The organism is Streptomyces sp. MP131-18 (genome assembly GCF_001984575.1).
Taxonomy (GTDB): Bacteria; Actinomycetota; Actinomycetes; order Streptomycetales; family Streptomycetaceae; genus Streptomyces; species Streptomyces johnsoniae.
Genome location: NZ_LZNS01000001.1, coordinates 4,610,915 through 4,636,106, shown reverse-complemented (window position 1 = coordinate 4,636,106; position 25,192 = coordinate 4,610,915). Strand labels below are relative to the sequence as shown.

The window sequence follows — 25,192 nt, the reverse complement described above, 5'->3', positions numbered from 1 at the left end:
CGAGTGACACAGCCTTTGGACACTGCCTTGACCGAAGTCTGTCCGCGACCCGTCAAGGGCCGGTCAGCGGCGGCCCCTTGACGCCTCGTACAGAACGATGCCGGCCGCCACGCCCGCGTTCAGGCTCTCGGCGCCGCCCGGCATCGGAATCCGCACGCGGACGTCGCAGGTCTCGCCGACCAGCCGGGACAGGCCCCGGCCCTCGCTGCCCACCACGATCACCACGGGGCCGCCGAGCGCCGCCACGTCCCCGAGGTCCGCCTCGCCGTCGGCCGCGAGGCCGACGACCGTGAGACCGGTCTTCTGGTACGCCTGGAGCGCGCGGGTCAGATTGGTGGCGCGGGCGACCGGTGTGCGCGCCGCCGTACCGGCGGAGGTCTTCCACGCGCCCGCGGTCATGCCGGCCGCGCGCCGCTCCGGCACGACGACGCCGTGCCCGCCGAACGCGGCCACGGACCGGACCACCGCCCCGAGGTTGCGCGGGTCGGTGACGCCGTCGAGGGCCACGATCAGCGGGTCCTCGTCGGCGTCGAAGGCCGCGTCGACCAGGTCGTCTGGGTGGGCGTACTCGTAGGGCGGGACCTGGAGGACCAGGCCCTGGTGGTTCAGCCCGCCGGTGATCCGGTCCAGCTCGGCCCGCGGCGCTTCGAGCAGGTGCACGTCGCCACGTTCCATCGCCAGCTTGACGGCGTCGGTGACGCGGTCGTCGCTGTCCAGGAACTGCTGGACGTACAGCGTCCCCGCGGGCACGCCGCCGCGCAGCGCCTCGACCACCGGGTTGCGGCCGACGACGAGCTCGGCGGGGGACCGGCCGCCGCGCCGCGCCGCGGCCTGCCGGCGCGTCTTGGCCTGCGCCGCGCGCTGCTTGGCGTGCCCCTTGCGCATCTCGGCGGGGGGGGTGGGCCCCTTGCCCTTCAGACCGCGGCGGCGCTGGCCGCCGCTGCCGATCTGCGGGCCCTTCTTCTGGCTGGTGCGGCGGTTCGGCCGCTCGCTGTTGCCTGGCATGGTGCCACCGGTTCCTTCTCAGCTCGTCAGCTGGTCAGCTCAGTTCCCAACGGGGCCCGTTGGGCGTGTCCTCGATCACCAGGCCGGCCGACTGGAGTTCGTCCCTGATGGCGTCCGCGGTGCCGTAGTCCTTGCGTTCCCGCGCGGCCTGCCGCTGCGTCAGGACCAGCCGCACGAGCGTGTCCACGACGCCGGTCAGCTCCTCGCCGCGCGCGCCCGCGTCCGCGTCCGCCCAGGGGGCGGCCAGCGGGTCGAGCCCGAGCACGGCGAGCATGGCGCGCACCTGGGCGACGAGGGCGACGACGGACTCCTTGTCGCCCTCGGCCAGCGCGGCGTTGCCCTGCCTGACCGTGGTGTGGACGGCGGCGAGTGCCTGGGGAACGCCCAGGTCCTCGTCCATGGCGGCGGCGAAGTCCTCGGGCACGGCGGCGGCCGGGGCCACCTCGCCGGTCTGCTCGGCGGCGCGGTGGAGGAAACCCTCGATGCGGCCGAACGCCGACTCCGCCTCGGCCAGGGCCTCCTGGCTGTACTCGATGGTCGAGCGGTAGTGCGGGGTGCCGAGGTAGTAGCGCAGCACGACGGGCCGCCAGCGCTTGACCATCTCGCTGACGAGCACCGAGTTCCCCAGGGACTTGCTCATCTTCTCGCCGCTCATGGTGACCCACGCGTTGTGCACCCAGTAGCGCGCGAACGCGTCGCCCGCGGCACACGACTGGGCCAGCTCGTTCTCGTGGTGCGGGAAGATCAGGTCGATGCCGCCGCCGTGGATGTCGAACGCCTGGCCGAGGTACTTGCGGACCATCGCCGAGCACTCCAGATGCCAGCCCGGCCGGCCGCGGCCCCAGGGCGTCTCCCAACTCGGCTCGCCCGGCTTGGCGGCCTTCCACAGGGCGAAGTCCCTGGGGTCGCGCTTGCCGGTCTCGCCCTCGCCCGAGGGCTGGAGCAGATGTCCGAGGTCCTGGTTGGACAGCGACAGATAGCCGGGGAAGCTGCGCACGTCGAAGTAGACATTGCCGTCGGCCGGATAGGCGTGACCGCGGTCGATCAGGGTGCGCATCATCTCGATCATCTCCGGCACGTGACCGGTCGCCCGCGGCTGGTAGGTGGGCGGGAGGCAACCGAGCGCGTCGTAGGCGTCGTCGAACGCCAGCTCGTTCTCGTAGCCGATCGACCACCAGGGGCGGCCCTGGGCCGCACTCTTGGCGATGATCTTGTCGTCGATGTCCGTGACGTTCCGCACGAAGACCACGTCGTAGCCGCGGTAGGCGAACCAGCGCCGCATGATGTCGAAGTCGACGCCGGAACGGATGTGCCCGATGTGGGGGGCCGCCTGGACGGTGGCGCCACAGAGGTAGATCGAGACGCAGCCCGGCACAAGCGGGTTGAAGTCACGGATCTTCCGGGCGCTGGTGTCATACAGGCGAAGGGTCACGCGTCAAGAATAGTCGGCGAGGTGGGTCCCCCGCGCCGGTCGGCACAGGGGCGAAAGGCCGCCCGCCGGCCGTCACGGACCATGGCCCGCGTTTCCCGGACGGGGCAGCACCACCGCGGTCGCCACCGCGGCCAGTCCCTCGCCGCGGCCGGTCAGGCCGAGGCCGTCCGTCGTGGTCCCGGAGACGGAGACGTGCGCGCCGAGCGCGGCGGACAGCACGCGCTGGGCCTCGGCGCGGCGGCTGCCGATCCGCGGCCGGACGCCGATGACCTGGATCGCCACATTGCCGATGCCGAAGCCCGCGGCGCGCACGATTCTGGCGGCCTCGGCGAGCAGCGCGACCCCGGAGGCACCGGACCACTCCGGGCGGTCGGTGCCGAAGTGCTCGCCGAGGTCGCCGGTGCCCGAGGCCGAGAACAGCGCGTCACAGGCCGCATGCGCCGCGACATCGCCGTCCGAGTGGCCCGCGAGGCCGAACGCGGCGTCCGGCCAGTGCAGGCCCGCGCACCACAGGGCACGGCCCCGTTCGAAGGCGTGGACGTCGGTTCCGATGCCGACGCGCGGCAGCGCCGCGGCGGCGGGGTCCGTGGCTTCCGTGGGGTCGATCGTGGGGTCAGAAGCCATCCTTCAGCCTCCTGCGGGCGAGCACGGCCTCGGCGAGAACCAGGTCGAGCGGGCGGGTGATCTTGAACGCCTCCTCGTGCCCCGGCACCAGGACCACGGGCACGCCGAGCCGTTCCACCAGGCCGGCGTCGTCGGTCGCGGCATCGGCGGCAAGCTTGTCGTGGGCCTCGACCAGGGTGTTCCGGTCGAAACCCTGCGGCGTCTGGACCGCGCGCAGCAGCGAACGGTCAGGGGTGGCCACGACCGGCTCCGCCGCCCCGCCGCCGGCGGCGACCTGTTTGACGGTGTCGGTCACCGGCAGGGCGGGCACCACGGCGGGCGCGCCCGCCCGGACCGCGGCGACCACCGCGTCGACGGTGTCGACCGGGACCAGTGGGCGGGCCGCGTCGTGGACGAGGACGATCTCGATGTCGCGTGGCAGGACGGCGAGGCCGAGGCGGACGGACTCCTGACGCGTCGCGCCGCCCGGTACCACGACCTGCTCCACCGCGGGCGGCGGCGGGTGCTCGTCGAGGAGCGAACGGACGGCCGCCGCCTCCGCGGGCGGGGCCACGACGACGACCAGGGCGACGGCTCTGGCGCGGGCCATGGCCCGCACGGCGTGGACGAGCATCGGCGTACCGCCCAGCGGGCGCAGTGCCTTGGGCGCGCCGGGGCCGAGCCGGACGCCGGAGCCGGCGGCCGGGATGACGGCCGCGGTTCTGGGGAGCCGCGTAGGGGGCTCGAGTGTGGTGTCTGTCATTTGGTGGCGGGTGCAGGTTTGTTTGCAGGGTGGTGTTGGGTATGGCCTGAGCGTGCCGGGCCCACACGATCGGACCCTTCCGTGACAGGCCGATCGAGCGAGCTTCACGGTCCCGGCACACTTTCCGGAAATGATCCGTGTTCCGTGATCCGTACAGACAGCAGCGCCCGTACGGCATCGGGGAATGCCTCCGGGCGCTGCGGCACGCTGTCGCACGCTGGTGGGTTCAGTGTTCGAGAGTGAGTGGCCGCCCTCGCCGGTAATGACCGACCAATGACCGACCGGGGTCAGCACGGTGTCAGCAGAGACCGATAGCGCAGATCGATCAACGGCAGATCGACCAACGACCAATCATCGCAGTAATGATCAAATGCCCACGGTAATCAAAGCCATGGCTGATCAAAAACGGCGAGGATCAGCTCCGTCCGCAATCCATCCGGCCTGCTGCCCGGGCGGCAGGTCAGGAGGCGAGAACCTCGTCCAGCAGCGATTCGGCCTTGTCTTCATTGGTCGCCTCGGCGAGAGCCAGCTCGCTGACGAGAATCTGCCGCGCCTTCGCGAGCATGCGCTTCTCACCTGCGGACAGCCCGCGCTCGCGCTCACGGCGCCACAGGTCGCGGACCACTTCGGCGACCTTGATGACGTCGCCGGACGCCAGCTTCTCCAGGTTTGCCTTGTAACGGCGGGACCAGTTGGTCGGCTCCTCGGCATACGGGGCGCGCAGCACCTCGAAGACCCGGTCCAGTCCGTCCTGCCCGACCACATCGCGCACGCCGACCAGCTCGGCATTTTCTGCCGGCACACGCACTTCGAGGTCGCCCTGGGCAACCTTCAGTACCAAGTAGGTCTTGTCCACGCCTTTAATCTGGCGAGTTTCGATGGCCTCGATCAGCGCGGCCCCGTGATGGGGATAGACCACGGTGTCGCCAACCTTGAACGTCATGTGACAGGTACCCCTTCCGTGGCTCTCCATGCTAACACGTGAAGACGGCCCTTTGAATGACGTTTCCGCAGGTCAGGACACCTCTCGGGGGTTGACAAGGGCGCCGGTGACGTGCTTCGAGAGGGCCGTGGCGGCAGGTATCCGCAGGTGGGGGCGCGGTTTGGCGGGCGGGGCAGTTCATGGATCTACGCCCGGAAGAGGGCAAGAAAGTTCCGTTGACCACAGAAAGCTGTCCGTTTTGTCATGATTGCAAGAAAGCCGTCCGGGCACCCGTCCGACCCCGGGAAAATGGATCAGCGGAAAGTCCCTTGATCGCCAATTCACCCCACCGGGCCGCGGACCCGGGCCCGGCGGAACGCGCCGGAAGGGCCTTCTGTACCCTGAGGCCCGATAGATCAACAGGACTGTCCGAGGAGATGCCGCCGCCGTGAGCAGCAGCCTTCGACGCGGCGTGGCCGCCGCCTTCTTCGCGTTTTCGATCGCCGGCGTGACGACGGCGTGCGGTGCCGGCAACGACGCCCAAACCGACCGGAACAGGCCCGACAACGCGTCCGCCACGGTCGACGACATCAAGGTGCAGAACGTCAACGTCGTGCTGCCCGACGGTGCCGACGGGCCGGGCGGCATCTCCGCCCGGCTGTTCAACGGGGGCGCCGAGGACCAGGTCCTCGACGCCGTCGTGCTGACCGGTGCCGACCGGCCGGTCGAGCTGATCCCCGCCGAGGGCGAGAGCAGCATCGTCGTGCCCGCGCGCGGCTCCGTCGCGCTCGGCGGCGAGGGCAACCCGGCGGCCTACATCGACGACCCGGCCGCGGTCGACGTGGCACTGGGGAACGCCCAGCAGCTGGTGTTCGTGCTGAGCGATACCGGGGAGATCTCACTGTCGGCCCGCGTCGTCGGCGGCACCGAGGACTGGGCGCACTACGACGACTGGGGCCCGACGCCCACCGCGCCCGCGGACCCCACTGCCCCGGAAGAAGGCCAGGAGGGGCAGGAGGGCGAGCCGGGCGAGCCGGGCCAGGACGGCGAGGAGCCCGGGGACGGTACGGACGGCGGCGAGGGCGCCGACGGGGGCACCGGGGAGACCCCGGGCGACACGCCGGGCGACACCCCGGACGGGGGCGCGACCGGCGAGACGCCGGAGGCCCCGGCCGGCGGCGGAACGGACGGAACGGACGGCGGCGGGCTCGTCGAGGGCTGACGCAGCCGCACGCGCGACGCGCGAGGGCCGGGGGCACGCCCCCGGCCCTCGCGCGTCGCGTCCGCGGCTCGGCTCCGCGGCTCCTACGGCTCGAACTTGTAGCCGAGACCGCGCACGGTGACCAGGTAGCGCGGCGCGCCCGGGTCCGGCTCGATCTTGGCGCGCAACCGCTTCACGTGAACGTCCAGGGTCTTGGTGTCGCCGACGTAGTCGGCGCCCCAGACCCGGTCGATCAGCTGCATGCGGGTGAGCACCCGGCCGGCGTTCCGCAGCAGCATCGCGAGCAGGTCGAACTCCTTGAGCGGCAGGTCGACCTTGCGTCCTGAGACGGTGACCACGTGCCGGTCCACGTCCATCCGGACCGGCCCCGCCTCCAGGGCGGCCGGGGTCTCTTCCTCCGACTCCCCGCGGCGGCGCAGCACCGCACGGATGCGGGCCACGAGCTCCCGCGAGGAGAACGGCTTGGTCACATAGTCGTCGGCCCCTATTTCCAGGCCGACGACCTTGTCGATTTCACTGTCCTTGGCGGTCACCATGATGACCGGGACGTTGGAGCGGCCTCGCAGCTGCCGGCAGACCTCGGTGCCGGGCAGCCCCGGCAGCATGAGATCGAGCAGGACCAGGTCGGCGCCGTTGCGCTCGAACTCGTCCAGCCCGTCCGGACCCGTGGCCGCGGTGGCGACCTCGAAGCCTTCCTTGCGGAGCATGTACGACAGGGCGTCGCTGAACGACTCCTCGTCCTCGACGACGAGCACTCGGGTCACGGGAGGACCTCCCGGGCGGGATCGTTGGTGCGGGTGGGGTGGTGCGGCTCAGGTCCTGCTTCGGCGTCGGCATCGGCGCTGTCGGGGAACTCGGCCGGTTCGTGCAGGGTGCCACCGAGGCGGTCGCGCTTCCTGCGCGCGGCCAGATGGCGCTCCCGCGCACTGCCGGGTTCCGGCAGCCGCAGGGTGAACGTGGAGCCCTGTCCCTCAGCGCTCCACACCTGGACCTCCCCGCCGTGCGAGGCGGCCACGTGTTTGACGATCGCGAGACCGAGGCCCGTTCCGCCGGTGGCGCGGGAGCGGGCGGGGTCGACGCGATAGAACCGTTCGAAGACGCGTTCCCTGTCGGTCTCGGGGATACCGACACCCTGATCGGTCACGGCGATCTCCACCAGATCGCCGCCGGGGGCGGGCACGCGGGTGCCCGCGATGGCGACGCGGGTGTGGTGCGGGCTGTAGTTCACCGCGTTCTCCACGAGGTTGCCGAGCGCGGCGGCGAGCTGCGCCCTGTTGCCCCAGACCGACAGGTCGTCGATGCCGCCGGAGGCGATGGTGATGTGTTTGCTGCCGGCCTGCTGGCGGCAGCGGTCCAGGGCCTCGGCGATCAGCTCGTCGACCCGCACCAGCTCGGCGCCCGCGAGCATGTCGTTGTCCTGTACCCGGGAGAGGTCTATCAGCTCCTGGATCAGGTTGGTGAGGCGGGTGGCCTCGTTCTGCATGCGGCCGGCGAAGCGGGTGACGGCCTCCGGATCGTCGGCGGCGCCGAGCACCGCCTCGGAAAGCAGCGACAGGGCGCCGGCCGGCGTCTTCAGCTCGTGGCTGACATTCGCCACGAAGTCGCGGCGGACGGCCTCGATCCTGCGGGACTCGGTCAGGTCCTCCACCAGCAGCAGCACCAGGCGGGACCCCAGCGGCGCCGAGCGGGCCGAGACCGCCAGCACGTCGGCGCGGCCGAGGCCGCGTCCGCGGCGCGGCAGGTCGATCTCCGTCTCGCGGATCTCGCCGTCGCGCCTGGTGTCGCGGGCCATCTTCAGCATCGGCTCGACGGCCAGCCGCCCGCCGCGGACGAGGCCGAGGGCGTAGGCGGCGGAGCTGGCCTTCACCACGCCGTCACTCTCGTCGAGCACGACGGCCGAGGAGCGCAGCACCGACAGCACGGTGTCGACCCCGGGCGGCAAAGTGGCCTCCGCGGGTTGCGGGGCGCCGGAGGGACGCGTACGTTCGCGCTCGCTGAGGCGGAATGCCAGCATGGCAATGACGCCGGTGCACAGACCGGCAATCGCTGCCACTGCGGCGACCGCCGCGTTCACGTCCATATCCTCAGGTTATGCGGGGCTTGCCCGTAGGCCACAGATGTGACCGAAGATGCTCGTCCGGCCGCCCGCGAGAGTTCACCTTGCCGACAGCGATGATTCACTTGACGGGGCGGAAGCGGCCGCTTTCCGGGCAGAGCTTGGGACGGCAGAGATCGGCGCCGGCAGGTGAGGAAGGACAGTCATGCGTGACGCATACCACGAGGAACTGGACGCGATCAGCGACAGCCTGGTCGAAATGGCCCGTTTCGTCGGGTCGGCCATCGGGCGGGCCACGACGGCCATGCTGGATGCCGACCTGAAGCTCGCCGAGGCCGTGATAGCCGCGGACGACAAGGTCGACGAGACACAGCGCGAGCTGGAGAACGCGGCGATAGCCCTGCTGGCGCGCCAGCAGCCGGTCGCCACGGATCTGCGGATCGTGGTGACGTCGCTGCGGATGAGCGCGGATCTGGAACGGTGCGGCGACCTGGCGCAGCACGTCGCCAAGGTGGCCAGGCTGCGTTACCCCGACTCGGCGGTGCCGCGCGACCTTTCGGCCACCATCCTGGAGATGGGCCAGCTCGCCCAGCGGCTGATGGCGAAGGCCACCGAAGTGCTGATCACCAAGGACGTCGACCTGGCGATGCAGCTGGAGCAGGACGACGACGAGATGGACTCGCTGCACCGGACGCTGTTCAGCCACCTGCTGGACGACCGGTGGCGCCACGGTATCGAGACGGCGGTGGACGTCACGCTGCTCGGCCGGTACTACGAACGGTTCGCCGATCACGCCGTGTCGATCGCGCGGCGCGTGGTCTACCTCGTCACCGGCGAGCACGCCGACGAGTTCCTGCCGGAGCCGGAGGCCACCGCCTGAGCGCGAGTGCTCCCGCGCGCCGGTTCTGCGCGGTTTCGCGCCGGGGTGGTGCGGGCGTCCAATGTGAGCGGAGAACATCCGCTGCCGAGGAGGGACCCATGGCTGCCTCACCCGCCGCACCCCCACCCCCCGTGCCCGCCCCCGTGACTCCGCTCCAGCGCCGCCCGCTGCCCCTGCTGGCCGGCTGCGGCTGCGGCTCCGGCTGCAGCTGCGGCTGCCAGTCGGGGTCCGCCTGCCAGTGCGGAGGCAACTGCGGCTGACCGCGGCCCTGCCCGCCCGTTCCGCCGACCCTGCCCGCGCGTTCAGCCCGCGGGGCCGGGCGCGGCGGGCGGCCAGGGCAGCTCGGCGACCAGCTCGAACGCCGTGGCCCCCGCGCCATGCCTGAGGGTGCCGCCGTCCAGGACGACCCGTTCCTCAAGACCGGCCAGGCCCGCCCCCGCGCCCGGGATCGGCCCCGCGTCCACGCCGCCCCGGCCGTGCCCGCCGCGGGCGGGCAGCGTGTTGCGCACCGCGATCGACAGCCCCTCGCCAGGACCGCCGGCGACGACCACGGTGACCTCGGCCTCGGGCGCGTGCTTGCGGGCGTTGGTCAGTCCCTCCTGCACCACGCGGTAAGCGGTGCGCTGCACCTGGCCGCGCAGCCCGGACGCCGCCCGCTCGTAGGCGCCGGTCCACCGGACCCGCTGCCCCGCGCGCCGCGCCTCGGCGACCAGGTCCTCCACATCCCCGAGGCCGGGCTGCGGGGCACCCTCCGTCGCGCCGCTGCCGCGCAGCACGGTCAGCACTTCCCGCAGCTCCTCAAGGGCCTGGTGCGCGGTGTCCCTGATCAGCTGGGCCGTGTCGCCGATCTCGGCGTCCGACAGCGGCTCCGCGCCGCGCGCCGACGCGCCGGTGCGGTAGGCGAGCGCGCCGGCGTGCACCGAGAGCAGCGAGATGCGGTGGGCCAGCACGTCGTGCATCTCGCGGGCGATGGCCTCCCGTTCCGCCCGCCGCGCGTCGGCGAGCCGCCGGGCGTGCTCGGCCCTCTCCCGCCGGGCGTCCGCGCGCAGCCTGGCGACCAGCTCGCGGCGCACGCGCACCGCGGTGCCCCAGGTCAGGAGGAAGAGGACGAACGCGACGACGAACGCGACTCCCGTCCAGCCGCCCTCGTCGGGAATCGTGTACACAATCAGGTACGGCGTCGTGACGGCCAGGTGCGCGAGCACGACCAGCGAGGCGGTGCGCCACGGGACGCGCACGGCGAGATTGAAGATGGCGACGCTGAGCGCGCCGACGAACGTCGAGGAGAACACGCTGAGCGGCAGCATCGCGACCGCGAGCAGCAGCGGGAAACGGCGGCGCCACCACAGCGCGAGGCACGCGAGCGCCCCGGCCGGTGCGTCGGCGACCACGATCCACCGCGGAAGGTAGTCGGCGTCCTCGACGATGCCCAGGGACGCCGCCCACAGCAGCACCGCAAAGCCGAACATCAAGATGTCGACCAGCCAGTCCCGGCCGGTGCGGCGGGCAGGGGTCCGCCCGCCGCCGAATCTCAGCTCGCCGGGCAGGAGCAGACGGTGCTCCCACGTCTCCCGGGCCCCCGTGTCGTCCATGCCCACGACCCTATGCCGCCCGGCCGGGGCCCGGTGCGCCCTTGGCCAGGGGCGTATTCACGCGCGGCGGCTACTTCTTGCCCTGGTTCTTCACGGCCTCGATGGCGGCCTTGGCGGCCACCGGGTCGAGGTAGGTGCCGTGCGGGACGACCGGGTGGAAGTCGGCGTCCAGCTCGTAGAGCAGCGGGATGCCGGTCGGGATGTTGAGGCCCACGATATCGGCGTCGGAGATGCCGTCGAGGTGCTTGACGAGGGCGCGCAGGCTGTTGCCGTGGGCGGCGACCAGGACGGTGCGGCCCGCGTTCAGGTCGGGCACGATGCCGTCGTACCAGTAGGGAAGCATCCGGACGACGACGTCCTTCAGGCATTCGGTGCGCGGGCGGACCTCGCTGGGGATCGCGGCGTAGCGCGGGTCGTCGCTCTGCGACCACTCGGCGCCGTCGGCCAGCTCGGGCGGCGGGGTGTCGTAGGAACGGCGCCACTTCATGAACTGCTTCTCGCCGAACTCGGCGAGGGTGGCGGCCTTGTCCTTGCCCTGGAGGGCCCCGTAGTGCCGCTCGTTCAGCCGCCAGGTGCGGCGCACCGGAATCCAGGCCCGGTCGGCCGCGTCGAGCGCGAGGTTGGCCGTGCGGATGGCGCGCTTGAGGGTGGAGGTGTGCAGCACGTCGGGCAGCAGCCCGGCGTCCTTGAGCAGCTCGCCGCCGCGCACGGCCTCCTTCTCGCCCTTCTCCGTCAGGTTGACGTCCACCCAGCCGGTGAACAGATTCTTCGCGTTCCAATCGCTCTCGCCGTGGCGGAGCAGAATCAGCTTGTACGGTGCGTCGGCCATGCCCCGAGCGTAGACGAGCCCGGTGGCACGGCCGGATGCGGCCCGGAGCCACCCCGGGTACAAAGTGGAAGAATGACGACGATTCTGCGGCGCTGGCGGAAACACCGGCGCTCGGTGCTCAGCGTCCGCAGCGTCGTGGGCCAGATGTTCATCCTCCTGGTCGGTCTCGTTCTGCTGCTGGTCGCCGCCGCCGTGGTGATCCTCCTGCTCCACTCCAGGCACGACGAGAAGTCCCGCGCGGCCGCGCGCTCCCGCGCCACCGCCGAAAGCTTCGCCAACTCCCCCGGCCTGGTGGCGGCCCTCCGGTCGTCCGACCCGAGCGCCGTGCTCCAGCCGCGCACCGAGACGGTCCGCGAGCGGGCCGGCGTCGACTTCGTCGTCGTGATGAACCGCGAGGGCATCCGTTACACGCATCCCAACCCCGAACGCATCGGTGAGCGGTTCGTCGGCACCTTCGTGCCGGCCAGGGAGGGCGAGGTGGTGCGGGAGACCACCGAGGGCACGCTCGGCCCCTCGGTGCGGAGGGTGGTGCCCGTCCGTGACGAGGACGGCGACGTCGTCGGCATGGTGGCGGCCGGGGTCACCCTCGGCAGCATCAATCTCGCCGTCGTTCACGAACTGCCGCTGCTCCTCGGCACGGGCGTCGGCGTCATCGCTCTCGCCACCGGCGGTGCCGCGCTGGTCAGCCGCCGTCTGCTGCGGCAGACGCGGGGCCTCGGGCCCGGCGAGATCACCCGCATGTACGAGCACCACGACACCGTGCTGCACTCGGTGCGCGAGGGCGTCGTCATCCTCGACGAGAACAGCCGGCTGCTGCTGGCGAACGACGAGGCCAGGCGGCTGCTCGAACTGCCGGACGACGCACCGGGCCGGCCCGTCACCGACCTCGGCCTCGACTATTCGACGGTGGCCCTGCTGACCTCGGAGGCGGAGGTCACGGACGAGGTCCACCTGTCGGGCGGCCGGCTGCTCACCGTCAACCACCGGCTGGTGGCCAGGCCGGGCGGCGGGCCGCCGACCAGCGTGACGACCATCAGGGACACCACCGAGATGCGGGCGCTGTCCGGGCGGGCCGAGACCGCGCAGAAGCGGCTGTCGCTGCTGTACGAGGCGAGCGTGCGCATCGGGACCACGCTGGAGATCGGCCGCACCGCGGAGGAGCTGACCGAGGTCGCCGTGCCGGACTTCGCGGACTTCGTCACCGTCGACCTGGTCGACGAGGTGCTGCGGGGCGAAGCAGCGGATGGCGCCCCCTCCGCCATGCAGCGGGCCGCGACCGGCGGCGTCAGCGAGGAGCACCCGCTGTGGCCCGCGCGACGCCGGCTCGCCCTCGGTCCTGACTCGCCGCAGATCAGGAGCCTGGCCGGCGGTCACGCCGTCGCGGAGAGCGATCTGGAGGGCACCGACTGGTGGCGCGCGGGCGACGAGGAGCACGCCAGGCAGCTCCTCGACTACGGCATCCACGCGCTGATCGCGGCCCCGCTGCACGCCCGTGGCACGGTGCTCGGCGTCGCCTCCTTCTGGCGCGGGCAGAACCCGGCGCCGTTCGAGGCCGAGGATCTGTCGCTCGCCGAGGAACTGGCCGCCCGCACCGCCGTCTGCGTGGACAACGCCCGCCGCTACACGCGCGAGCACACCATGGCGGCCGCCCTCCAGCGCAGCCTGCTGCCGCGCGCGCTGCCCGACCAGAACGCCGTCGAGGCGGCCTACCGCTACCGGCCCGCGCAGGCGGTCGGCGGCGACTTCTTCGACGTCATCCCGCTGTCGGGGGCGCGCGTCGCGCTGGTCGTGGGGGACGTGGTGGGGCACGGGCTGCGCGCCGCCGCCACCATGGGCCGGCTGCGTACCGCGGTACACAACTTCGCGGCCCTCGACCTGCCGCCGGACGAACTGCTCGGCCGCCTCGACGAGCTGGCGGACCGCACCGACCGGGACGAGACCGACGGCGAGGAGGTGGGCGCCGTCACCGGCGCGACCTGCCTGTACGCCATCTACGACCCGGTCGAAGGGCTGTGCACGCTCGCCAGGGCCGGGCACCTGCCGCCCGCGCTTCTGCACCCGGACGGCACGGTGGAGTTCCCCGAGCTGCCCGTCCAGCCGCCGCTCGGCGTCGGCGGCATGCCGTTCGAAACGGCCGAGCTGCGGCTGGCCGAGGGCAGCGGGCTGCTGCTGTACACCGACGGCCTGGTGGAGTCCAGGGACCGCGACATCGACGTCGGCCTCGGCCTGCTGCGCGGCGCGCTCGAACGGGCGCCCCGCGACCCGGAGGCGGCCTGCGACGCGGTGCTCGACGCGATGCTGCCGGAGCCGCCGAGCGACGACGTCGCCCTGCTGCTGGCCCGCACCCGGGTGCTGTCGCCCGGTCAGGTCGCGGCCTGGGACGTGCCGTTCGACCCGGCCGCGGTGGGGGCCGTGCGCACCGACGCGGCGCGCCGGCTCGCGGAGTGGGGTCTCGCGGACATCGCGTTCATCACCGAGCTGATCCTGACCGAGCTGATCACCAATGCCATCCGGCACGCGGCCGGGCCCATCCGGGTCAGGCTGCTGCGGGACCGCACGCTGATCTGCGAGGTCTCCGACGGCAGCAGCACCTCCCCGCACCTGCGGAACGCCGCCGCCACGGACGAGGGCGGGCGCGGGCTGTACCTGGTGACGCAGTACGCCGACCGGTGGGGCACCAGGTACACGCCGGACGGGAAGATCATCTGGGCGGAACAGCGGCTCCCCCGCCGCCGCGCCTAGCCCCTCGCCGGGGCGGGACACGCGGCGGCCGGCACCCGCGAATCAGTACGGAGGACCGATCGCCCTCACGCGCGGACGGCACCTCCCCGGGGACACCTCCCCGGGGACACCTCCCCGGGGACACCTCCCCGGGGACACCTCCCCGGGGACACCTCCCCGGGGACACCTCCCCGGGGGCACCTCCCCGGGGACACCTCCCCGGGGGCACCTCCCCGGGGGCACCTCCCGGACGAAGTCTGGGGGAGAAGTCTGGGGGAGAAGTCTGGGGGAGAAGTCGGGGGGAGAAGTCTGGGAAAGCAGCCCCGGAACGGAGCACGGAGCCCCGGGCAGGGAGTTCGTGCGGCAGCCGCGGCCGCACGTCCCGGGGGCTAATCCGCCCGCTCGTCGCGGGGGCGGGTCAGGTGGGTGAACGCGTCCAGGTTGCGCGTCGACTCGCCGCGCGCTTGCCGCCAGGCGTACTCCTTCCTGATGGCTCCGGCGAAGCCCAGTTCCAGCAGCGTGTTGAACGAGCCGTCGGCGTGTTCGAGCACCGTGCCGAGGATGCGGTCCACCTCCTCGGGGGTGACCGCGGCCAGCGGCAGCCGGCCCGCGAGGTAGACGTCGCCGAGGCGGTCCACGGCGAAGGCCACGCCGTAGAGCCGCGTGTTCCGCTCCAGCAGCCAGCGGTGCACCCCGGCCGCGTTCTCCTCGGGGTGGCGGATCACGAAGGCGTTGACCGACAGCGCGTGCCGGCCCACCACGAGCGAGCACGTCGTGGACAGCTTCCGCGTCCCCGGCAGGGTCACCACGAAGTGCCCAGGGCGCGGCGCCTCCCAGTCGGCGCCCGAGTCGCGCAGGAAGTCCTCGATGACCTGTGCCGGATCAGCCATGGGCGGATCGTAGCCCCCGGCGCGCGAACCGGTGCGCCTCGACGGCCCCGCGGTAGACCGCGAACGTGTCCGCGGCCGTGGTGTCCCAGCCGAAGGCGCGCGCGTGCCGTGCCGCGGCCCCGCCCAGCTGCTCGGACAGCGCCGGCCGGTCGGCGAACCGCCGCAGCGCGCGGGCGTAGTCCGCCGGATCGTGCCCCGCGATGAGGAAGCCGGTCCTCCGGTCCTGCACCACGACCGGCAGGCCGCCGACCGCCGCGGCGATCACCGGCGTTCCGCACGCCTGGGCCTCGGCGGCGACCAGGCCGAACGACTCGCTGTAGGACGGCATGACCAGCACGCTCGCCGCCCGGTACCAGTCCGCGAGCCGGTCCTGGGAGACCGGCGGGTGGAAGTGCACCAGGTCGGCGAGGCCGAGCCGGGCGGCCAGCTTCTGCATCCGTTCCGGGCGCGCGAGGCCGCTGCCGCTCGGCCCGCCCACGACCGGCACCCACAGCCGCGACCGCAGCGAGGGGTCGGCGTCCAGCAGCTCCCGGACGGCGTGCAGCAGGATGTCGGGCGCCTTCAACGGCTGGATACGCCCCGCGAACAGCGGGATCAGCGCGTCCGGCGGCAGCCCGAGCCGCGCCCGCGCGGCGGCCCTGCCGTCCGCGGGGCGGAACGTCCGCAGGTTGACGCCCGGGTGCACGATCGCCGTGCGCACCGGGTCGGCGTCGTAGAAGCGGACCAGCTCGGACGCCTCCTCCGTGGTGTTCGCGACCAGCCGGTCGGCGGCCTGCACGATCTGCGTCTCGCCGATGACGCGCGCGGCCGGTTCCGGGTTGTCGCCGACGGCGAGCGACGCGTTCTTGACCTTCGCCATGGTGTGCATCGCGTGCACCAGCGGAACGCCCCACCGTTCCGCGGCCAGCCAGCCGACGTGCCCGGAGAGCCAGTAGTGGGAATGCACCAGGTCGAAGTACCCGGGCGGCTGCCCCGCCCAGATCTGCATGACGCCGTGCGTGAACGCGCACAGCTGGGCGGGCAGCTCCTCCTTGCTCAGCCCCTCGTACGGGCCCGCGTCGACGTGCCGCACCCGCACACCGGGCGCCAGCTCCGCGGTGGGGGAGAGGCCGCCAGAGGTGGCGCGGGTGAAGATCTCGATCTCGACGCCGAGCGCGGCGAGCTGCCGGGACAGCTCGACGATGTACACGTTCATCCCGCCCGCGTCACCCGTGCCCGGCTGGTCGAGCGGTGAGGTGTGCACACTGAGCATCGCGACCCGGCGGATGTGTGGCACCGTGCCTCCTTGAAGACTGCGGCTCGCTCCTCGTCCTGCGTGCAGGTGCAACCATGCTGCGGCCGATCCTCTTCCCGCGGCGGCACACGGCTTCCCGCGGCTTCCCGCGGCGGCCGTTACGCTCGTCCGCATGGCGGAGGGGATGGCGACCAGAGGCACCACCCACCCCAACCGGCTGCGGCGCATGGACCGCTGGATCGCGGCCACGCATGCCGCGGCCCTGCGGCGCGCCACCGCGCCGCCGCTCGCCGTGGACCTGGGCTACGGCGCCGCACCGTGGACCGCGGTCGAGCTGCTGCACCGGCTGCGCCGGGTGCGCCCCGACGCCCGGGTGACGGGGGTCGAGATCGACGCCGCACGGGTGACCGCGGCCGGGCCGTACAAACGTCCCGGGATCGACTTCGTGCGCGGCGGGTTCGAGCTGCCGCTGCCGGGCGGCGAACGCCCGCTGCTGATCAGGGCGGCGAACGTGCTGCGCCAGTACGACGAGGCCGAGGTCGCGGGCGCGTGGCAGCGGCTGTGCGCCCGGCTCGCGCCGGGCGGGCTGCTGGTGGAGGGCACCTGTGACGAGATCGGCCGCCGCCACGCGTGGGTGACGCTCCGCCCCGAAGGGCCGGTGACGCTCACGTTCGCCGCGCGCCTCGCCGGTCTCGGCACCCCCTCCGAGCTGGCGGAACGGCTGCCGAAGGCGCTGATCCACCGCAACGTGCCGGGCGAGCCGGTGCACGCCTTCCTGCGGGACTTCGACCGCGCCTGGGCCGCCGCCGCGCCCTACGGGCCGCTCGGCGCACGCCAGCGGTGGGTGCGCGCCGTCCGCGCCCTGTCGGGCGCCTGGCCGCTGGCCGACGGCCCGCACCGCTGGCGCCAGGGCGAGGTCACGGTGCACTGGCCGGCGGTGGCTCCCCGTTCCGCCCGTCCGCCGCGGCGCCCTGCCACGCGGCCCTGACGGCGGCCATCGCCTCGTCGAGCGCGGTCTGGTTCGCGGGGTGGGTCAGCATGCGGCGCGCCTCGGGCGGCGGCAGCCACAGCAGCCGGTCGACCTCCGCGTTCGGCTCGAACTGCCCGCCGACCGCCTCGGCCACCCAGTAGTCGACCACTTTCGGCCGCCCCTGCGCCGGGTAGCGGTGGGTGCTCAGCCGCTGCCCGAGCCGGATCTCGGCGCCGGTCTCCTCCCACACCTCGCGGCGGGCCGCGTCCGCCGGCGGCTCCCCGGCGTGCAGCTTGCCCTTCGGGTGCGACCAGTCGTCGTACTTGGGCCGGTGGACCAGGGCGACCTCGATACCCTCGCCCCCGTCCGCCGCCCGGCGCCACAGCACGCAGCCGGCCGCCCGCACCGGCTCGACGTCAGGCACCACGCCGCTTCCTCCGTGCCTCGATCAGCGTCTCCTGAACGTTCCGCAGCGGTCTGCCCTCGGCGTCCGTCGCGTGCCGCGTCCAGCTGCCGTCGGGGCCGAGGTGCCAGGAGGCGGTGGTGTCCGCGGTGCCCGTGGCCAGCAGGCGGGTGAGGGTGGAACGGTGCCCCGGGTCGGTCACGCGGACCAGCACTTCGATGCGGCGGTCCAGGTTGCGGTGCATCAGGTCCGCGCTGCCCAGCCACACCTCGCTCTCGCCGCCACCGCCGAAGGCGAAGAAACGCGAGTGTTCGAGGAAGCGGCCCAGCACGCTGCGCACCCGGATGGTCTCCGAGAGGCCGGGCACGCCGGGCCGCAGCGCGCAGATGCCGCGTACCCAGACGTCGACGGGCACCCCGGCCTGCGAGGCCCGGTACAGCTCGTCGATCAGAGCCTCGTCGACGATGGAGTTGACCTTGATGCGGACCGAGGCGGGACGGCCCGCCCGGTGGTGCTCGACCTCGCGGCGGATGCGGGCGATCAGTCCCTCCCGCAGGTTCCGCGGGGCGACGAGCAGCCGCCGGTAGTTGTCCCGCCGCGAGTAGCCGGACAGCCGGTTGAACAGGTCGGACAGGTCGGCCCCGACCTCGGCGTCGGCGGTCAGCAGCCCCAGGTCCTCGTAGACGCGCGCCGTCTTCGGGTGGTAATTCCCCGTGCCGACGTGCGCGTAGCGGCGCAGGTCCTCGCCCTCCTGGCGCACCACGAGGGACAGCTTGCAGTGGGTCTTCAGCCCGACGAGGCCGTAGACGACGTGGCAGCCGGCCTCCTCCAGCTTGCGCGCCCACTTGATGTTCGCGTGCTCGTCGAACCTGGCCTTGATCTCGACGAGCACCAGCACCTGCTTGCCCGACTCGGCGGCGTCGATGAGGGCGTCGACGATCGGGGAGTCGCCCGAGGTGCGGTAGAGGGTCTGTTTGATGGCCAGCACGTCCGGGTCGGCCGCGGCCTGCTCAAGGAACGTCTGGACGGAGGTGGAGAACGAGTCGTAGGGGTGGTGCAGCAGCACGTCGCGCTCGCGCAGCGCGGCGAAGATGTCGGGCGCGGAGGCGGACTCCACCTCGGCCAGGTCCCGGTGGGTGCCGGCGACGAACTTCGGGTACTTCAGCTCCGGCCGGTCGAGCGCGGCGATCGCGCGCAGCCCGGTCAGGTCGAGCGGGCCCGGCACGGCGAAGACCTCCTCGCGCCGGATCTTCAGCTCGCGCACGAGCAGGTCGAGGACCTCCTCGTCGATGGACTCCTCGACCTCAAGGCGCACCGGCGGCCCGAAGCGGCGGCGCAGCAGCTCCTTCTCCAGGGCCTGGAGCAGATTCTCCGCGTCGTCCTCCTCGACCTCCAGGTCTTCGTTGCGCGTGACGCGGAAGACGTGGTGGGCGAGCACCTCCATGCCCCGGAACAGCTCCTCCAGGTGCGCGGCGATGACGTCCTCGACCGGGACGTACCGCTGCGGCGCGGCTTCGAGGAAACGGGACAGCAGCGGCGGCACCTTCACCCGGGCGAAGTGCTTGTGCCCGCTGGCCGGGTTGCGCACGACGACGGCCAGGTTGAGCGAGAGGCCCGATATGTACGGAAACGGGTGCGCCGGGTCGACGGCCAGCGGCGTCAGCACCGGGAAGATCTTCTTCCGGAAGAGCGAGAACAGCCGGATCTGCTCCTGCTCTGTCAGGTCGGGCCAGCGCAGCAGGTGGATGCCCCGCTCGGCGACCTGCGGCGCGATGGTCCGCTGGTAGCAGGCGGCGCTCCTGGTCATCTGGTCGCGCGCCTGGCCCCAGATGCTTTCCAGCACCTCCCGCGGCGCCTGCCCGGTGAGGGAGCGGGTGGCGACGCCGGTGGCGATGCGGCGCTTCAGCCCGGCGACGCGCACCATGAAGAACTCGTCGAGGTTGCTCGCGAAGATCGACAGGAAGTTGGCCCGTTCGAGCAGCGGGGTGTCCGGGTCCTCGGCCAGCTCCAGCACGCGCTCGTTGAACGCGAGCCAGCTCCGTTCGCGGTCGAGGAAGCGGTGGACGGGCAGCTCGGCGTCGGCGGGCGCGGCCGGCCCCCGGCCCTCACCCGGCTCGACGGCGGTCTCCGGCACCGACTCCGGCTCGCCGCGCTCACTCGGCTCGGCCGGCTGCGGAACGGGCCGCGAACGACTCCGCCGGATACGCGTTTCCTGGGTCATATCTCCATTCTCCCGCCATCCGGACGAACGCGGCACATCAGCGAGGTGAACGGAGCCGGCCGATCCGGCGCCGGCCGCGCCTTCGCCGCGGGAGCCTTCGCCGCGGTACCGGTCGGCCCACCGCTTCGCCGTGCGGGCGGACACCCCGAAGCGGGCGGCGGCCTCGCGCAGCGACCAGCCGTCCTGGAGGACGTGCCGGGCCAGGTCGCGGCGGGCGGCCTCGGTCAGCGGGCGGCGGGGCGGCTTGCCTGCGGTCATGCTCAAGGACAGTACCGGCAGGCCGCGGCGGCCGCGTGGGCGTCAGGACCCAGCGTCCGGACTCCGCGACCGGACTCCGCGACCGGACTCCGCGTCAGGACTCCGTGCGGTACATGAGGTCCGTCTCGAAAGTGCGGAAGCCGAGGCTCTCGTAGACGCGGACCGCGGGGGCGTTGTCCGCGTCGACGTACAGCATGGCCGTGTCCAGGTCGGGCCCGCGGCCGGGGTCGGCCAGGTGGCGCAGCCCGATCGTGGTCAGGGCCCGGCCGAGCCCCGAGCCCTGCGCCTCGGGGGCGACCCCGAGGACGTACACCTCGCCCAGGCCCTCGGCGGCGTGCGCCTTCGTCCAGTGGAAGCCGAGCAGCCGCCCGTCGGCCTCCCGCACCGCGAGGAAGAAGCCGGCCGGGTCGAACCACGGCTCCGCCTGCCGCGCGTCCAGGTCCTCCTGGGTCAGCGAGCCCTGTTCCGGGTGGTGGGCGAACGCGGCGGCGTTGACGGCGAGCCACGCCGCGTCGTCCTTGCCCGGCTGGTACGTCCGCACCCGCACGCCCTCGGGCAGCACCGGTTCCGGCAGCTGGAGCCCGCCCAGCGGGCGGCGCAGCTGGCGCAGTTCGCGGAAGAGGGTCAGGCCGAGCATCTGCGCCAGATGGCGCGCGGCCGGGTGGCCGCCGTGCGCCCACAGGCGCAGCCGGCGCCCGGACTCGGCGAGCAGCGCCTCGCCGAGGATGCGGCCGTATCTGCGGCCCCGGAAGTCGGGGTGGATGACCAGTTCGCCCGAGGGTGCCTCCACCGGTTCCGTACCGTCCAGTTGGGCGTAGCCGACGAGCGCCCCCTCCCGGCGCATCAGCAGATGCCGCACGCCCGCGCGTGCGCCGCCGCGCAGCAGCAGCCGCCCCTGCTCGGACACGGCGCTCTGCCCGTCCTCCCGGGCCGCCGCCCCGATCAGCCGCAGCACCGCCTGCCGCTCGTCCTCCGCCACCAGGTCCCGCACCAAGACGTCGTTCATGGCTGCGACTCTAAATCGTGCCGGGGCGGCGGTGGTGCAGCCCGCGTTTCATCTGCTCGTCACGCGGAGCCCCCTGACGGCTACGCGCGTAGCCATTAAGGTGCGGGCGGACTGAAGGGGAGAACCGCTCATGCACGCATGGAAGTACAGGCTGACCGCGGCGGCGGCCGTCGTGGCCGCCGCCGCGGGGGTGTTCGCCGCCGGGCCGGCCGCCCAGGCGGCGCGCGGCGGGGACGAGGGGGACGGCGGCTGGGAGCCGATCGGCGGCAGGACCGTCGACCTCCAGGTACTGGCCCTCAACGACCTGCACGGCGCCCTCGAACCGCCCACGGGGTCGAACGGCGAGGTCATACACGAGCACGAGGACGGCACCACCGAGACGATCACGGCGGGCGGCGTCGAGTACCTGGCCACCGGGCTGCGCGAGGCCAGGCAGGGGCAGGAGCGCTCGGTGACGGTCGCGGCCGGCGATCTGGTCGGGGCGACGCCGCTGCTGTCCGGCCTCTTCCACGACGAGCCGACCGTCGAGGCGCTGAACGCGCTGGAGATGGACGTCGCCGGGGTCGGCAACCACGAGTTCGACGAGGGCTGGGAGGAGTTGGTCCGGCTCCAGGAGGGCGGCTGCCACCCGGAGGACGGTTGCTACGCGGAGGGGCGCGAGTTCACCGGTGCCGGGTTCCCGTACCTGGCGGCCAACGTGGTGCACGAGGACACCGGCGAGCCCGTTCTCGCGCCCTACTCGGTGCAGCGGCTGAACGGCATCAGGGTCGGCTTCATCGGCGTCACCCTGGAGGGCACCGCGGACATCGTCACCCAGGAGGGCATCGAGGGCCTGGAATTCCTCGACGAGGTCGAGACGATCAACCGCTACACCGCCGAGCTGCGCGAGCAGGGCGTCAATGCGGTCATCGCGCTGGTCCACGAGGGCGGCTACCCGGCGTCCGAGGCGTACAACGCCGACTGCGACGCGGACGGCGGCGGCCTGTCGGGGCCGATCACGCAGATCGCGGCGGAGACGGACGCCGGCGTGGACGCGCTGGTCACCGGCCACACCCACCAGCCGTACGTGTGCACGGTCCCCGACCCGTCAGGCCGGGACCGGCTGGTCACCTCGGCCGCGTCGAACGGCAGGCTGTTCACCGAGCTGAACATGGAGTACGACCGCCTGCGGCGCGACATCGTGCGGACCTCCGTCGAGGGCACCAACCGCGTCGTGGACCGCGAGCAGGAGCGGGCGCCCGACCTGACCGAGCTGATCGGGTACTGGAACGAACTGGCCGCCCCCGTCGCCAACGCGCCCATCGGGTGGATCACCGAGGACATCGCGGGACGCGGCGCGGGCAGCCCCGAGTTCCCGCTGGGCGACCTGATCGCCGACGCGCAGCTGGCCCACGCGCGGGAGGTCGACCAGGAGGCCGACCTGGCGTGGATGAACCCCGGCGGGGTGCGGGCCGACCTGACGTACGCCGCGTCGGGCGAGGAGGGCGACGGGGTCGTCACCTACGGCGAGGGCTTCACCGTCCAGCCGTTCTCCAACACGGTGAACCTGCTCGACCTGTCCGGCGAACAACTGCTCGCCGTGCTCAGGGAGCAGGTCAGCGGCGCGAACGAGGCGTCGCCGAAGATCCTCCAGCCGTCGGAGGGCCTGGCGTACACGCTGGACCTGACCCGGTCGGGCGCGGACCGGATCGTGGCCGGCTCCGTGACGGTCGGCGGCGAGCCGCTCGACCCGGCGGCCACGTACCGGGTCGCGGTCAACTCCTTCCTGGCGGGCGGCGGCGACGGCTTCGCCACGCTGGCCGAGGGCGGCGACCCGGTGGTCGGCAACGACGACATGGCGGTCCTCGCCGACTACCTGACGGCCAACTCGACGGCCGAGACCCCGCTCGCACCCCCGGCCGCCGACCGCATCACCGTCGTCGGATGACGCACCGCGCCTGCCGCCCCCGCGGGGGCGGCAGGCGCGGGCGGACGCCGCGCGTGGTGGCGCTCAGGGCTTCGGAGCTTCAGGGCTGTGCGGGCTGAGGGACGCCGTCCTGGGTTTCCGGGGGCGGCGCCGCCGCGGGGTCGCGGGTCAGGCCGATGGCCGTGCCGACCAGGCCGTCGCGTACGGCCCAGCGGCCGGCGAAGCCGGTCAGCCGGGTGCCCGCGACCACCGGGCCGGGAACGAGCAGGCGGGCCGTGAACGTGCCGGCGTCCGGGTCCGGCTCGATCACCGCCTCCTCGAAGTCGAGCCACTTGTGCGTCAGCGGGAACCAGACCTTGTACACGCTCTCCTTGGCGCTGAAGAGCAGCCGCTCCCAGGAGACGTCCGGCCGCCGCGCCGCGAGGCCGGGCAGCGCGGCGCGCTCCTCGGGCAGCGCGATCAGCTTGAGGACGCCGGGGTCGCGCAGCGGCTCGTTCGGCTCGGCGTCGATGCCGATGCCCGTCATCTCCGTGGCCCGCGCCACCGCCGCCGCGCGGTAGCCGAGGCAGTGCGTCATCGCGCCGATGAAGCCCTCGGGCCACTGCGGCGCGCCCCGCTCGCCCGGCAGCAGCGGCACCCGCGGGCCGCCGAGGCCCGCCAGGGCCGCGCGGGCGCAGTAGCGGACCGTGCCGAACTCGCGGCGCCGCTCGTCCACGGCCGCGGCGACGCGCTCGGCCTCCTCGGGGAACAGGCCGGGCTCGGCCACGTCGCCCGCCGTCTCGACGACGGCCACCTGCTCGGGCAGCAGGTCCCGGAACAGCCCGCTCATCGTTCGGCCACCGCCCCGGAGGGCATGATCTGCACCAGGCGGCCGGGCGACTGCTGGCGCTGCTGCCACTCCCTGGGGTAGCCGAGCGACACCTCCTGGTGCGGTACGCCGTCGTGCCAGATCAGCCGCGGGATGTGCAGGTGGCCGTAGACCACGGAGGCGGCGTTGAAGCGGCGCGGCCAGTCGGCCGTGGCCTCGGTGCCGCACCACAGCGCGAACTCCGGGTACCGCAGGATCCTGGTGGGCTCGCGGACGATCGGGAAGTGGTTGACCAGCACGGTGGGCAGGCCCTCGGGCAGCTCCGCGGTGAGCCTGGCCTCGGTGAGCGCGAGCCGGGCGCGGCACCACGCCTCGGCGCCCGCGTACGGCTCCGGCTTCAGCAGGAACTCGTCGGTGCAGACGACACCGGCCTCCTCCGCCACGTCCAGCGCCTGGCGCTTGGAGAACGTCCCCCGCGGGCGGAAGGTGTAGTCGTACAGCAGGAACAGCGGAACGATCACGACGGGCCCGCCCGTTCCGTGGAAGACCGGGTACGGGTCCTCCGGTGTGACGACGCCGAGGCCGCGGCACATCTCCACGAGGTGGCGGTAGCGCCGCTCACCCTTCAGTTTCAGCGGGTCGTCCGGCGGCGTCCACAGCTCGTGGTTGCCCGGGACCCACACCACCTTGGCGAACCTGCGGCTGAGCAGCGTCAGGGCCCATTCGATGTCCGTCGACAGCTCGCCGACGTCCCCGGCCACGAGCAGCCAGTCGTCGTCCTGGTCGGGACGCAGGCGCTCCACGATGTGCCGGTTCTCCTCGTACCGCACATGCAGATCGCTGATGGCCACCAGCTTGCCCATGTACAACTCCCCTCCACTGCGCACGATTTCCCACGCTACCTCACGCCCCTCAAGAAACCTTCAGGTTTCGTTAGGATGGAGGGATGGCACCACAGATTGTGAAGGAACTCACCATCGGCCAGCTTGCCGATCGCAGCGGCGTCGCCACCTCGGCCCTCAGGTTCTACGAGGAGCAGGGGCTCATCAGCAGCCGCCGCACCTCGGGCAACCAGCGGCGCTACACGCGCGACATGCTCCGGCGGGTGGCGTTCATCCGGGTGTCGCAGAACGTCGGCATGCCGCTGAACGCGATCCGCACCGCGCTCGCCCGGCTCCCGGAGGGCCGCACGCCCAACAAGGGGGACTGGGCGGAGGTCTCCGCATACTGGCGGACCGATCTGGACACCCGCATCCGGCAGCTGTCGCGGCTGCGGGACAGCCTCACCGAGTGCATCGGCTGCGGGTGCCTGTCGCTGGAGAGCTGCATGCTGGCCAACCCCTACGACATCTGCGGGGAGCAGGGCTGCGGCCCGCGCCGCCTGCTGGACGACCCCGGCACCGCGGACGACGGCCTGGCGGCGGCCGGGGGCAACTGCCGGCCCTGCTGACCGCCGCGGACCGCCGCCGCT

22 protein-coding genes and 1 pseudogene are annotated in these 25,192 nt (G+C 72.9%); 6 read left to right on the top strand and 17 right to left on the bottom strand.

From position 1 onward, the window contains the following. Window positions 1-63 precede the first annotated feature (63 nt). From rlmB to STBA_RS21030, 5 genes are all read right to left on the bottom strand, one after another. The gene (gene rlmB, locus STBA_RS21050; protein WP_077060743.1) at window positions 64-1,005 is read right to left on the bottom strand and encodes a 23S rRNA (guanosine(2251)-2'-O)-methyltransferase RlmB; all 942 of its coding nucleotides are present in this window, start codon (window positions 1,003-1,005) and stop codon (window positions 64-66) included. A 34-nt stretch (window positions 1,006-1,039) separates the two neighbouring features. Next, the gene (gene cysS / locus STBA_RS21045; RefSeq protein ID WP_077060742.1) at window positions 1,040-2,437 is read right to left on the bottom strand and encodes a cysteine--tRNA ligase; all 1,398 of its coding nucleotides are present in this window, start codon (window positions 2,435-2,437) and stop codon (window positions 1,040-1,042) included. Between the two features lie 72 nt (window positions 2,438-2,509). Continuing rightward, window positions 2,510-3,061: a 2-C-methyl-D-erythritol 2,4-cyclodiphosphate synthase gene (ispF, locus tag STBA_RS21040; protein WP_077060741.1), complete on the bottom strand. Its 552-nt coding sequence runs from the start codon at window positions 3,059-3,061 to the stop codon at window positions 2,510-2,512. Then, window positions 3,051-3,803 carry a 2-C-methyl-D-erythritol 4-phosphate cytidylyltransferase gene (ispD, locus tag STBA_RS21035; RefSeq protein ID WP_077060740.1) on the bottom strand — a complete coding sequence of 251 codons (753 nt, stop codon included), beginning with the start codon at window positions 3,801-3,803 and terminating at the stop codon, window positions 3,051-3,053. The genes ispF and ispD overlap by 11 nt, the downstream gene beginning before the upstream one ends. Before the next feature lie 460 nt (window positions 3,804-4,263). Continuing rightward, entirely contained in the window at window positions 4,264-4,746 is a 483-nt protein-coding gene (locus tag STBA_RS21030; RefSeq protein ID WP_049563928.1) for a CarD family transcriptional regulator, read from the bottom strand. A 427-nt stretch (window positions 4,747-5,173) separates the two neighbouring features. Here STBA_RS21030 and STBA_RS21025 point away from each other — a divergent pair, with 427 nt between their 5' ends. Then, window positions 5,174-5,947, top strand: a complete 774-nt coding sequence (locus STBA_RS21025) for a hypothetical protein (RefSeq protein WP_077060739.1) — start codon at window positions 5,174-5,176, stop codon at window positions 5,945-5,947. Window positions 5,948-6,030: 83 nt separating this feature from the next. Here STBA_RS21025 and STBA_RS21020 read toward each other — a convergent pair whose 3' ends face one another. Both STBA_RS21020 and STBA_RS21015 read right to left on the bottom strand, forming a co-directional pair. Beyond that, entirely contained in the window at window positions 6,031-6,711 is a 681-nt protein-coding gene (locus STBA_RS21020) for a response regulator transcription factor (protein WP_077060738.1), read from the bottom strand. After that, window positions 6,708-8,027 carry an ATP-binding protein gene (locus STBA_RS21015; RefSeq protein ID WP_077060737.1) on the bottom strand — a complete coding sequence of 440 codons (1,320 nt, stop codon included), beginning with the start codon at window positions 8,025-8,027 and terminating at the stop codon, window positions 6,708-6,710. Before STBA_RS21015 ends, STBA_RS21020 begins: the two co-directional genes overlap by 4 nt. Before the next feature lie 181 nt (window positions 8,028-8,208). On the opposite strand from STBA_RS21015, the gene phoU reads away from it, so the two are divergent. After that, a complete protein-coding gene (phoU, locus tag STBA_RS21010) occupies window positions 8,209-8,883 on the top strand; it encodes a phosphate signaling complex protein PhoU (RefSeq protein ID WP_077060736.1) in 675 nt (224 codons plus the stop codon). Window positions 8,884-9,185: 302 nt separating this feature from the next. Here phoU and STBA_RS21005 read toward each other — a convergent pair whose 3' ends face one another. Next, on the bottom strand, window positions 9,186-10,475 hold the full coding sequence (locus STBA_RS21005; RefSeq protein ID WP_077060735.1) for a histidine kinase: 1,290 nt from the start codon (window positions 10,473-10,475) through the stop codon (window positions 9,186-9,188). Between the two features lie 70 nt (window positions 10,476-10,545). Beyond that, window positions 10,546-11,304, bottom strand: a complete 759-nt coding sequence (locus STBA_RS21000) for a phosphoglyceromutase (RefSeq protein WP_077060734.1) — start codon at window positions 11,302-11,304, stop codon at window positions 10,546-10,548. Window positions 11,305-11,376: 72 nt separating this feature from the next. Between STBA_RS21000 and STBA_RS20995 the strand changes: the two genes are divergently transcribed. Then, the gene (locus STBA_RS20995) at window positions 11,377-14,046 is read left to right on the top strand and encodes a SpoIIE family protein phosphatase (protein ID WP_077060733.1); all 2,670 of its coding nucleotides are present in this window, start codon (window positions 11,377-11,379) and stop codon (window positions 14,044-14,046) included. A 368-nt stretch (window positions 14,047-14,414) separates the two neighbouring features. Here STBA_RS20995 and STBA_RS20990 read toward each other — a convergent pair whose 3' ends face one another. Both STBA_RS20990 and mshA read right to left on the bottom strand, forming a co-directional pair. Next, window positions 14,415-14,915 (bottom strand): YbjN domain-containing protein, encoded by a 501-nt coding sequence (locus STBA_RS20990; RefSeq protein ID WP_077060732.1) that lies wholly within the window; start codon window positions 14,913-14,915, stop codon window positions 14,415-14,417. Then, window positions 14,908-16,167, bottom strand: coding sequence for a D-inositol-3-phosphate glycosyltransferase (mshA, locus tag STBA_RS20985; RefSeq protein WP_171987891.1), 1,260 nt, complete (start codon window positions 16,165-16,167; stop codon window positions 14,908-14,910). Before mshA ends, STBA_RS20990 begins: the two co-directional genes overlap by 8 nt. Window positions 16,168-16,321: 154 nt before the next feature. Here mshA and STBA_RS20980 point away from each other — a divergent pair, with 154 nt between their 5' ends. After that, entirely contained in the window at window positions 16,322-17,137 is an 816-nt protein-coding gene (locus STBA_RS20980; protein WP_077060731.1) for a class I SAM-dependent methyltransferase, read from the top strand. Here STBA_RS20980 and STBA_RS20975 read toward each other — a convergent pair. From STBA_RS20975 to mshD, 4 genes and pseudogenes are all read right to left on the bottom strand, one after another. Beyond that, complete coding sequence (locus STBA_RS20975; RefSeq protein WP_077060730.1) at window positions 17,067-17,546, bottom strand: NUDIX hydrolase; 480 nt, start codon at window positions 17,544-17,546, stop codon at window positions 17,067-17,069. The two genes, STBA_RS20980 and STBA_RS20975, sit on opposite strands and share 71 nt — an antisense overlap. Then, window positions 17,536-19,743 carry an RNA degradosome polyphosphate kinase gene (locus STBA_RS20970; protein ID WP_107485253.1) on the bottom strand — a complete coding sequence of 736 codons (2,208 nt, stop codon included), beginning with the start codon at window positions 19,741-19,743 and terminating at the stop codon, window positions 17,536-17,538. The genes STBA_RS20975 and STBA_RS20970 overlap by 11 nt, the downstream gene beginning before the upstream one ends. 96 nt (window positions 19,744-19,839) lie before the next feature. Further along, window positions 19,840-20,001, bottom strand: a pseudogene (locus STBA_RS36675) (helix-turn-helix domain-containing protein); the annotation flags it as partial. 94 nt (window positions 20,002-20,095) lie between these two features. Further along, on the bottom strand, window positions 20,096-21,007 hold the full coding sequence (gene mshD / locus STBA_RS20960; protein ID WP_077060729.1) for a mycothiol synthase: 912 nt from the start codon (window positions 21,005-21,007) through the stop codon (window positions 20,096-20,098). Window positions 21,008-21,137: 130 nt separating this feature from the next. Here mshD and STBA_RS20955 point away from each other — a divergent pair, with 130 nt between their 5' ends. Continuing rightward, the gene (locus STBA_RS20955; protein ID WP_077060728.1) at window positions 21,138-22,934 is read left to right on the top strand and encodes a bifunctional metallophosphatase/5'-nucleotidase; all 1,797 of its coding nucleotides are present in this window, start codon (window positions 21,138-21,140) and stop codon (window positions 22,932-22,934) included. A gap of 79 nt (window positions 22,935-23,013) precedes the next feature. Here STBA_RS20955 and STBA_RS20950 read toward each other — a convergent pair whose 3' ends face one another. Together STBA_RS20950 and STBA_RS20945 are read right to left on the bottom strand one after the other, a co-directional pair. Next, window positions 23,014-23,733 carry a 4'-phosphopantetheinyl transferase superfamily protein gene (locus STBA_RS20950; RefSeq protein ID WP_107485252.1) on the bottom strand — a complete coding sequence of 240 codons (720 nt, stop codon included), beginning with the start codon at window positions 23,731-23,733 and terminating at the stop codon, window positions 23,014-23,016. A 5-nt stretch (window positions 23,734-23,738) separates the two neighbouring features. Next, complete coding sequence (locus STBA_RS20945; RefSeq protein ID WP_079252061.1) at window positions 23,739-24,584, bottom strand: metallophosphoesterase; 846 nt, start codon at window positions 24,582-24,584, stop codon at window positions 23,739-23,741. 83 nt (window positions 24,585-24,667) lie between these two features. Here STBA_RS20945 and soxR point away from each other — a divergent pair, with 83 nt between their 5' ends. Then, window positions 24,668-25,171, top strand: coding sequence for a redox-sensitive transcriptional activator SoxR (soxR, locus tag STBA_RS20940; RefSeq protein ID WP_077060725.1), 504 nt, complete (start codon window positions 24,668-24,670; stop codon window positions 25,169-25,171). Window positions 25,172-25,192: the final 21 nt, after the last annotated feature.

Bases quoted from the DNA above. Each gene is read 5' to 3' on its own strand.
- rlmB (WP_077060743.1), bottom strand. From the start codon at position 1,005: ATGCCAGGCAACAGCGAGCGGCCGAACCGCCGCACCAGCCAGAAGAAG.
- ispF (WP_077060741.1), bottom strand. From the start codon at position 3,061: ATGGCTTCTGACCCCACGATCGACCCCACGGAAGCCACGGACCCCGCC.
- ispD (WP_077060740.1), bottom strand. From the start codon at position 3,803: ATGACAGACACCACACTCGAGCCCCCTACGCGGCTCCCCAGAACCGCG.
- STBA_RS21030 (WP_049563928.1), bottom strand. From the start codon at position 4,746: ATGACGTTCAAGGTTGGCGACACCGTGGTCTATCCCCATCACGGGGCC.
- STBA_RS21015 (WP_077060737.1), bottom strand. From the start codon at position 8,027: ATGGACGTGAACGCGGCGGTCGCCGCAGTGGCAGCGATTGCCGGTCTG.
- phoU (WP_077060736.1), top strand. From the start codon at position 8,209: ATGCGTGACGCATACCACGAGGAACTGGACGCGATCAGCGACAGCCTG.
- STBA_RS21005 (WP_077060735.1), bottom strand. From the start codon at position 10,475: ATGGACGACACGGGGGCCCGGGAGACGTGGGAGCACCGTCTGCTCCTG.
- STBA_RS21000 (WP_077060734.1), bottom strand. From the start codon at position 11,304: ATGGCCGACGCACCGTACAAGCTGATTCTGCTCCGCCACGGCGAGAGC.
- STBA_RS20995 (WP_077060733.1), top strand. From the start codon at position 11,377: ATGACGACGATTCTGCGGCGCTGGCGGAAACACCGGCGCTCGGTGCTC.
- STBA_RS20990 (WP_077060732.1), bottom strand. From the start codon at position 14,915: ATGGCTGATCCGGCACAGGTCATCGAGGACTTCCTGCGCGACTCGGGC.
- mshA (WP_171987891.1), bottom strand. From the start codon at position 16,167: ATGCTCAGTGTGCACACCTCACCGCTCGACCAGCCGGGCACGGGTGAC.
- STBA_RS20980 (WP_077060731.1), top strand. From the start codon at position 16,322: ATGGCGGAGGGGATGGCGACCAGAGGCACCACCCACCCCAACCGGCTG.
- STBA_RS20970 (WP_107485253.1), bottom strand. From the start codon at position 19,743: ATGACCCAGGAAACGCGTATCCGGCGGAGTCGTTCGCGGCCCGTTCCG.
- mshD (WP_077060729.1), bottom strand. From the start codon at position 21,007: ATGAACGACGTCTTGGTGCGGGACCTGGTGGCGGAGGACGAGCGGCAG.
- STBA_RS20955 (WP_077060728.1), top strand. From the start codon at position 21,138: ATGCACGCATGGAAGTACAGGCTGACCGCGGCGGCGGCCGTCGTGGCC.
- STBA_RS20945 (WP_079252061.1), bottom strand. From the start codon at position 24,584: ATGGGCAAGCTGGTGGCCATCAGCGATCTGCATGTGCGGTACGAGGAG.
- soxR (WP_077060725.1), top strand. From the start codon at position 24,668: ATGGCACCACAGATTGTGAAGGAACTCACCATCGGCCAGCTTGCCGAT.